This window comes from Streptococcus sp. E24BD (assembly GCF_041807825.1).
Lineage (GTDB): Bacteria > Bacillota > Bacilli > Lactobacillales > Streptococcaceae > Streptococcus > Streptococcus entericus.
Genome location: NZ_JBGTZB010000053.1, coordinates 1 through 7811, shown reverse-complemented (window position 1 = coordinate 7811; position 7811 = coordinate 1). Strand labels below are relative to the sequence as shown.

General features: G+C 43.7%; 7 protein-coding genes and 2 pseudogenes. 8 read left to right on the top strand and 1 reads right to left on the bottom strand.

The annotated features are described in order from the left end of the window. The first annotated feature begins 318 nt into the window (after nt 1-318). From ACERC5_RS09465 to ACERC5_RS09430, 8 genes and pseudogenes are all read left to right on the top strand, one after another. Nucleotides 319-1605, top strand: a complete 1287-nt coding sequence (locus tag ACERC5_RS09465) for a DUF1576 domain-containing protein (protein ID WP_373659619.1) — start codon at nt 319-321, stop codon at nt 1603-1605. A 13-nt stretch (nt 1606-1618) separates the two neighbouring features. Continuing rightward, nucleotides 1619-1936, top strand: a complete 318-nt coding sequence (locus ACERC5_RS09460; RefSeq protein WP_373660631.1) for a hypothetical protein — start codon at nt 1619-1621, stop codon at nt 1934-1936. Between the two features lie 75 nt (nt 1937-2011). Then, nucleotides 2012-2863 carry a 4-(cytidine 5'-diphospho)-2-C-methyl-D-erythritol kinase gene (gene ispE, locus ACERC5_RS09455; RefSeq protein WP_373659621.1) on the top strand — a complete coding sequence of 284 codons (852 nt, stop codon included), beginning with the start codon at nt 2012-2014 and terminating at the stop codon, nt 2861-2863. 133 nt (nt 2864-2996) lie between these two features. After that, nucleotides 2997-3446, top strand: a complete 450-nt coding sequence (locus ACERC5_RS09450) for a zinc-dependent MarR family transcriptional regulator (protein WP_373659623.1) — start codon at nt 2997-2999, stop codon at nt 3444-3446. Next, nucleotides 3443-4147 (top strand): metal ABC transporter ATP-binding protein, encoded by a 705-nt coding sequence (locus tag ACERC5_RS09445; protein ID WP_373659624.1) that lies wholly within the window; start codon nt 3443-3445, stop codon nt 4145-4147. Before ACERC5_RS09450 ends, ACERC5_RS09445 begins: the two co-directional genes overlap by 4 nt. Beyond that, a complete protein-coding gene (locus ACERC5_RS09440; protein WP_373659625.1) occupies nt 4137-4952 on the top strand; it encodes a metal ABC transporter permease in 816 nt (271 codons plus the stop codon). Before ACERC5_RS09445 ends, ACERC5_RS09440 begins: the two co-directional genes overlap by 11 nt. 130 nt (nt 4953-5082) lie before the next feature. Beyond that, nucleotides 5083-6108, top strand: a complete 1026-nt coding sequence (locus ACERC5_RS09435; RefSeq protein WP_373659626.1) for a branched-chain amino acid aminotransferase — start codon at nt 5083-5085, stop codon at nt 6106-6108. A gap of 104 nt (nt 6109-6212) precedes the next feature. Continuing rightward, a pseudogene (locus ACERC5_RS09430) lies at nt 6213-7262 on the top strand (PTS sugar transporter subunit IIC). Nucleotides 7263-7347: 85 nt separating this feature from the next. On the opposite strand, the pseudogene ACERC5_RS09425 reads toward ACERC5_RS09430, so the two are convergent. Next, nucleotides 7348-7811: pseudogene (locus tag ACERC5_RS09425) on the bottom strand (transposase); the annotation flags it as partial.

Below are 7811 nucleotides of genomic sequence, written 5' to 3'. Positions count from 1 at the left end.
ATATGTGTCTTTCTAATGAGTTGTTTAAGCACTTTTCATTGTAGGTCATATGGAACTTTTTTTCTACACTCAAAAGGCTCTATAATCTCCATGGTGGATTTACCCACTACAGTCTTATAGAGCCTGAAAAGAGCGGGAGTCAGCATTGCTTTTTAGGAGTTGACCAACCCGCTCTTTCCTGTTATTGTTCGATCAGTGGACGTTCGATGAGTAGTTGCGTTGTTGTGGGATATTCTCGTCATAAGGTTCAGAGTTGTCAATCGTTTTCAAGCTGATTATTTTATGATAAAATAAAGAAAAGTGATTAAAGGAGAGGTTATGACAGTAAAAAAGCAACACATTGAGCGTAAGCGTGCGATACTCGTCTTAGGAATTCTAACCTTCGCTTACGCTCTTCTCATGCCTGATAGCGGTCAACTGTGGCAGGGATTATTGGCTATTTTAACTAATCCAACGCAACTCATGACTGATTTTTTTGCGGTCGGTGGACTTTCGGCTACTTTTGCCAATGTCGCAGGGCATTTTTTCCTAGCGCATTATCTGATGAGCCGTAATGAACGTTCCAATGTCAATGGTTTGCAGATTGGTGCTGTTGGCATTTTTGCAGGACATGCTTTTTTTGGCACCAACCTACTGAATGTTCTTCCCCTGATTGGCGGAATGGTGCTGTATGCTAAATTTACCAAACAATCCTTTAAACTCTATACGACCGTTAGTTTGTTTGCAACATCGATGGCACCCGTCGTCTCTTACTTAGCCTTTCAAAACGGTCTCTCTTTTGGGTCTGCTTGTATTGCCTTGGCTGTTGGTCTGATACTTGGTTTTATGGCACCTGCATTGGCGGAGGAGTTTTTGAAATTTCACCATGGGTTGACCTTATATAACTACGGTTTTACAACAGGGTTGATGACCATGTTTTTGGTCTTGCTATTTCCTTATTTTCAGCTACCAGTCGAAACACGTGTGTTAATCAGCGATGGTTACCATACCTACATACTAGGTTATTGGCTATTGATTATTGGGTTTTTACTGATGTTTTTGCTTCGCCATTTGTTAAAAGCTGCTGCAGGCTATTCTGCTCTGATAAAAAGTACAGGGCGGGTTCCAGATGATTTTGTGACAAAGTTTGGACTTTACCCGACACTGCTTAACATGTGCTTGACCAGTAGCTTATTTTTAGGTTGTCTGTTAGTTTTCGGTGTCCGGCTCAATGGTCCTATTTTAGGTGGACTTTTGACGATATTGGGGTTCAGTGCCTTTGGGAAACACCCTCTAAACGCTCTTCCTGTTGGCTTAGGGGTCGTTTTGGCCAGTGTCTTGCTCAACCAGCCCTTAAACGAGATACGCTTTGCCCTCCCGTTTCTTTTTAGCACAGGATTAAGTCCGATTGCTGGATTTTATGGCTGGTTCTACGGGCTGGTCGCTGGTTTTCTTCACTACAATTTATCATCAACGGTCTTGGCTTTGCATCAAGGGCTGAGTTTATACAATAATGGATTTTCAACAGGTTTTGTCGCTGCGGTATTAGCGCCTTTGATTGATACCCTGCAAGACCATAAAACACTCTGGCTAAAGGATAAAGGACATGTTAACGGAAAAAAATAAATGCACACGAATCATGAAAGAAATTGTCAGTTACTTTTTAGATAATGACCTCAATGATTTCAAGATGGAATTTAGTTTTACAGAAGGTGTGTTTAGGCTCCACCTTGAAGCAGAGACCACAGTCGAGCCTGTGAGTTTTAAGAAATTGGTTTCAGACCTCAATACGGAACGTCAATTGGAAGTTGATGAGTATTACAATGCCTTGCTAGGAAGCAATTGTCATAATCATGAGCATGATTATACCTTTTTAGGCAAGGCTATCGACCGAGCGGAAGGCCAGTTTGAAAATGGTCGCTTGTCGCTCTTGATTTGGCGGTTTGAAGAACATTGACACGTCTAAATAACCTGATTAGCGTTTCAGGTTTCTGCGTGCAACATAAACAGGAGATGGTGAAAAGAGAAACCCATGACAATCATTGAAAAAGCACCAGCTAAGATAAATTTAGGCTTAGATATTTGCGGCAAATGTGATGACGGTTATCATGAACTGGAGATGATTATGCTCAGTGTTGACCTCAATGACTATGTGACCGTCACAGAACGATCAGATGATCAGGTTGTCATGACATCAAACAGCCACCGCATGCCCCACAATGCCAAAAACGATGTGGTAAAGGCTTCAGAGCTCATCAGAGCCCGCTACGGTATTAAACAAGGCGTTACTATTGACTTAGAAAAGCGAATCCCAATCTGTGCAGGTCTAGGTGGCGGCTCAAGCGATGCCGCAGCTACCTTACGCGCTCTTGATAAGCTCTGGCAATTAAACCTTAGTAAACAAGAGTTAATTGAGCTGGGGTTTGCTATTGGTAGTGATGTGCCATATTGCTTAGAAGCAGGCTGCGCTTACATCGCAGGTAAGGGAGATGTGGTTGAACCCTTATCTGCCAGCCTGTCCTCTTGGGTAGTCCTGGTCAAACCTGACTTTGGGGTCTCTACACGGAAGATTTTCAAAGAGATTGACGTTGATAACATCACACGGGTAGATATCGCAGGGTTAAAAAAAGCTATGCTGACGAGCGATTATGACGCCATGCTGTCTTGTATGGGTAATTCGCTGGAAGACATTACCATCATGAAGTGTCCCTTTATCCAAACCATAAAAGACCGCATGTTAGCTGCTGGATCAGACATCGCCTTGATGTCAGGCTCTGGACCGACAGTTTTTGCCCTATGTCCGACCGCTAAGCGAGCGGACCGAGTTTACAACGCTATGAAAGGCTTTTGTAAAGAGGTCTACAAGGTAAGGACGTTGAGCTAGTTTTTTCATCTGGTAAAGAGGCGCTAGCCTCTTTTAATGTTTACTGAACTATCTCTAGCCAGTAACCAAAAACTTGCCTCCACTCTTGAATTGTGTTAAAATTAACCAGTAAAGTGAAAGAAAGAGGTGGTTTATGACAAGACTAGCCCAGCGTTTAGACCAGTTGATTTACAAGGTTTTATTGACAGCAGAAAATCAGCATGAATTGTTGATTGGGTCCTGCCAAAGTGACGTCAGATTGACCAATACACAGGAACATATCCTGATGTTATTGGCAAAGGAACGGCTAACGAATTCTGACCTAGCCAGAGAGCTTAGCGTCAGTCAAGCAGCGGTGACCAAGGCCGTCAAGGCTCTGATTGCTGCGGGCATGCTAGAGTCAATCAAAGACCAGACAGATGGCCGTGTGACTTACTTTGAACTAACTGATTTGGCGACGCCTATTGCGGTAGAACATGAGCACCACCATGACCATACTGTTCAGGTGTATGATGAGGTATTGTCGGCTTTTTCAGCAGATGAACAGGGCGTTATCGAGCGATTCTTGGAGGGATTATCTAAAGGATTGGACGGTGGTCAATGAGGTATATCACCGTTGAAAATCTAGCTTTTCAGTATGATGCCGAACCTGTTTTACAAGAAGTGGCTTACCACTTGGATAGCGGTGAATTTGTTACCCTAACAGGTGAAAATGGTGCTGCAAAATCAACCCTGATTAAGGCGACTTTGGGCATTTTAACGCCAAGATCAGGTCAGGTGACGCTTGCCAAAACAAACGTTACAGGTCAAAAACTCCGTATCGGCTATTTACCACAGCAAATTGCCAGCTTTAATGCAGGGTTTCCCAGCACGGTCTATGAGTTTGTCACCTCTGGTCGTTACCCGCGTCGAGGCTGGTTTTCACGATTGACAGACCATGACGAGGAACATATTAGGGTAAGTTTAGAATCTGTCGGCATGTGGGAGAATCGAGACAAGCGTATCGGTAGCTTGAGCGGTGGGCAAAAGCAGCGAGCTGTTATTGCACGTCTCTTTGCCTCTGACCCTGATGTTTTTGTCCTTGATGAACCAACCACAGGGATGGATGCAGGGACGACTCAGACTTTTTATGACCTCATGCACCATAATGCCAAGGAACATGGAAAAGCAGTGCTGATGATCACTCATGACCCAGACGAAGTCAAGGGCTACGCCGACAGGAACATTCATCTCGTGCGCAACCAAGACCTACCATGGCGGTGTTTTAATATCCATGATAACAAGGAGGGCGGTCATGTTCACTGATGTTTTGGCTTATGACTTTATGCAACGCGCCCTGCTAGCAGTTGTTGCCATTAGCGTTTTTGCACCGATTTTGGGAATTTTTCTTATTCTCAGACGGCAAAGTTTGATGAGCGATACCCTGAGCCACGTTTCCTTGGCAGGTGTTGCCGTCGGGGTATTGCTTGGTATCAATCCAACCTGGACAACGATTGTAGTGGTAACTTTAGCTGCTATTGTATTAGAATACCTCAGAACTGTCTACAAGCACTATATGGAAATTTCGACAGCTATTTTAATGTCCTTAGGCTTGGCGCTGTCCTTGATGATCATGAGTAAGGCTCAAGGGACTTCGGCAGTTAGTTTGGATCAGTACCTGTTTGGGTCAATTATTACCATCAGTCAAGAGCAAGTCATTGCTTTGTTTGTGATTGCGCTGGCTGTTCTGATCTTGACCTTTCTCTTTATTCGTCCCATGTACTTACTGACCTTTGATGAAGATACGGCCTTTGTTGACGGATTGCCAGTTCGCTTGATGTCTATTGCCTTTAATATTTTGACGGGAGTAGCCATTGCTTTGATGATTCCAGCAGCAGGAGCGCTTTTGGTTTCAACCATCATGGTTTTACCGGCTTCAATTGCGATGCGTTTGGGTAAATCTTTTCGTTCAGTGATTATCTACGGCATCGGTATTGGCTTTGTCGGCATGGTGTCAGGCATTTTCATGTCCTATTGGTGGGAGACACCTGCTAGCGCAACGATTACCATGATTTTTATCGGTATGTTTTTGGTGACCAGTTTACTTAATCTTGTGGCCAAATCACATTGACTTCAGCCTGTTTTAGGCTGTTTTTTTTTGAAAATTTTTCAGAAAAAATTAAAATTTTCAGAAAAAACGCTAGACAAACCTCAAAAAATTAGGTATGATAGTAAAAACTTATCCCGAAAGGAGAGATGTCATGACTGTAGAGACGATAGATTGGTCAACTTTAGGGTTTGGCTATATTGATACGGGTAAAAAATTTAGAGCTTATTATAAAGACGGCAAGTGGAGCGAGGGTGCTATTGAAACGGACAAGCAGATAACAATCAGTGAGGCATCTAACGTGTTTCACTACGGTCAGACTTGTTTCGAAGGGTTGAAAGCCTATCGTACGAAAGATGGCAAGATTCAGCTGTTTCGTCCCGATGAAAATGCTAAGCGCATGAAACGTTCTGCAGAACGCTTACTCATGGAGCCTTACCCAGAAGAAGACTTTATTCGTGCTGTTCATGAAGTTGTCAAGGCCAATGCTGAATGGGTACCACCTTATGGTACAGGAGCTTCACTCTATATTCGTCCATTTTTAATGGGAATTGGAGACACTGTGGGGGTAGCACCTGCGGCAGAGTACCTATTTTCTATTTTTGTGACACCAGTTGGAGCCTATTTCAAAGTTGGTTTAGCTCCAGCTCACTTCTTGGTTAGTGACTATGACCGCGCAGCTCCCAGAGGTACAGGTGCGGCCAAGGTTGCTGGAAATTACGCGGCCAGCCTCTATCCTGGAAAATTGGCTAAACAACAAGGTTACACTGATGCCATTTATCTGGATCCGGCAACGAAAACAAAAATCGAAGAAGTCGGAGCGGCTAATTTCTTTGGGATTACCGCTGATGGGACATTTATGACGCCAAAATCGGACTCTATCCTGCCAAGTATTACCAAATATTCCTTGATGACTTTAGCTGAAGAGCGACTGGGGTTAAAGGCTGTTGAAGGCGATGTCTATATTGACAAGTTGGCTGATTTTGTCGAGGCAGGGGCGTGTGGAACTGCTGCGGTCATCACACCAATTGGTTCGATTACCATCGGTGATAAGAAACAAGTGTTTCACTCAGAAACAGAAGTTGGTCCAATGATAAAACGTCTTTACGACGAACTGACGGGTATCCACTATGGAGACATACCAGCCCCAGACGGTTGGATTCAGACGGTTGAATACTAGATCAGATTGGCAACCTTTGCGGTTGTCAATCAAGATTTTAGTTAAATAAGTCAGAATATTTCAAATAAAAAAATATTTCGAACAACATGATTTAAGGAGTTTTTATGACAACACAACAATCAACTGCAATGCAGACAGAGACATTCAAATCCTTTGTTGCGAAAATTCTCTCAGGCACAGCAACCGCCATCATCGTCAGTCTCTTGCCAAATGCCATTCTGGCGAACCTGATTAAATATTTACCTGCAGCAGAATGGCTGATAGACCTTAGCCGTATTTTGGTGATCTTCCAGTATGTTCTTCCGATTATGGCAGGGTTTCTTATTGCTGAGAATTTTAAATTGACCAGCATGCAGCAGGTGGCAGTGCAGCTTATATAGGTTCTGGTGCTTGGACGTGGCGCTTCTTTGATACCGTTCAGGAATCAGGCAAAGCCTTAGAAGCAGTTGGGTTGTTTCAGCTACGCGGATTAGGTGACATTATCAATATGATGATTACAGCAACCCTAGCGATTCTTTTGGCAAAATGGGTTGGCAATCGTCTAGGCTCTTTGACTATTGTTTTACTTCCTATAATTGTTGGAATTGGTGTTGGCTATCCGGGCTGGTTGATGTTGCCTTACGTCTCTCAGGTGACCACACTGATTGGTCAAGCAATCAATAGCTTTACCGTCCTCCAACCTGTTCTGATGAGCGTACTGATTGCGATGTCCTTTGCGGTTCTTATTGTGACCCCAATTTCAACCGTTGGGATTGGAGTGGCTATCGCTTTAACAGGCCTGTCAGCAGGAGCTGCAGCCATTGGTGTCGCTGCAACGTCAACCTACCTTGCTCTCGCAACTGCGCGTAAGAATAAAGCAGGAGTTCCAGCTGCCATTTTGCTTGGCGCGACTAAGATGATGATGCCAAATGTGGCTGCCAATCCAATCATGCTGCTTCCTATTCTGGCGACAGCTGCTGTGAGTGCTCTGTCTGTTCCTCTATTCAATGTTATTGGGACACCAGCGACCGCTGGCTTCGCTTGGGACAACAGAGATTGCGATGATGATTATCATCTGGTTTGTCATTCCATTTGCAGTAGCATATCTTTGCCATTACCTTTGCCTTAACGTTTTCAAGCTTTACTCAGATAATATTTTCATCTTTGAAAAATAAGCTATCCTTGTTAATAAGCAAGAAACCTGCTCAAAAATTGGAGCAGGTTTTTTGGCTCTTTGTCAACTGTAGTGGGTTGACCCACTTAACACCGAGAGAGGACAGTTCTTGTCTTCTCTCGTTTTATGTTTATGGCAATGAAAATGCGAGTTTTGTCTTTTCAAAGTTTCTGAAACCAAAGGCGTTGCGCTTAATAACCTTGATGATGTTGTTGGTTGCTTCAATCTTGGCGTTAGAGTAGGGCAATTCCAAGGCATTGACAATCTTGTCACTGTCTTTCAAAAAGGTTCTAAAAACTGTCTGAAAGACAGGATTAACGCTGGAAATCGTCTCCTCAATCAGCCCAAAAAACTGGTCGGCTTGCTTCTCCTGGAAATGAAACAGCAGCAGTTGATAAAGCTCGTAATGCTCTTTCAGTTCTTGCGAATAGCCGAGCAGTTTAGTGACAACCTCCTGATTAGTCAAGTGCCTGCGAAAAGTTGGGCGATAAAAGCGTTTATCGCTGAGCTTTCGACTGTCTTGTTGTATCAATTTCCAGTAGCGCTTTAG

Coding starts and splice junctions, on each gene's coding strand:
- ACERC5_RS09435 (WP_373659626.1), top strand. CDS start 5,083: ATGACTGTAGAGACGATAGATTGGTCAACTTTAGGGTTTGGCTATATT.
- ispE (WP_373659621.1), top strand. CDS start 2,012: ATGACAATCATTGAAAAAGCACCAGCTAAGATAAATTTAGGCTTAGAT.
- ACERC5_RS09445 (WP_373659624.1), top strand. CDS start 3,443: ATGAGGTATATCACCGTTGAAAATCTAGCTTTTCAGTATGATGCCGAA.
- ACERC5_RS09440 (WP_373659625.1), top strand. CDS start 4,137: ATGTTCACTGATGTTTTGGCTTATGACTTTATGCAACGCGCCCTGCTA.
- ACERC5_RS09450 (WP_373659623.1), top strand. CDS start 2,997: ATGACAAGACTAGCCCAGCGTTTAGACCAGTTGATTTACAAGGTTTTA.
- ACERC5_RS09465 (WP_373659619.1), top strand. CDS start 319: ATGACAGTAAAAAAGCAACACATTGAGCGTAAGCGTGCGATACTCGTC.
- ACERC5_RS09460 (WP_373660631.1), top strand. CDS start 1,619: ATGAAAGAAATTGTCAGTTACTTTTTAGATAATGACCTCAATGATTTC.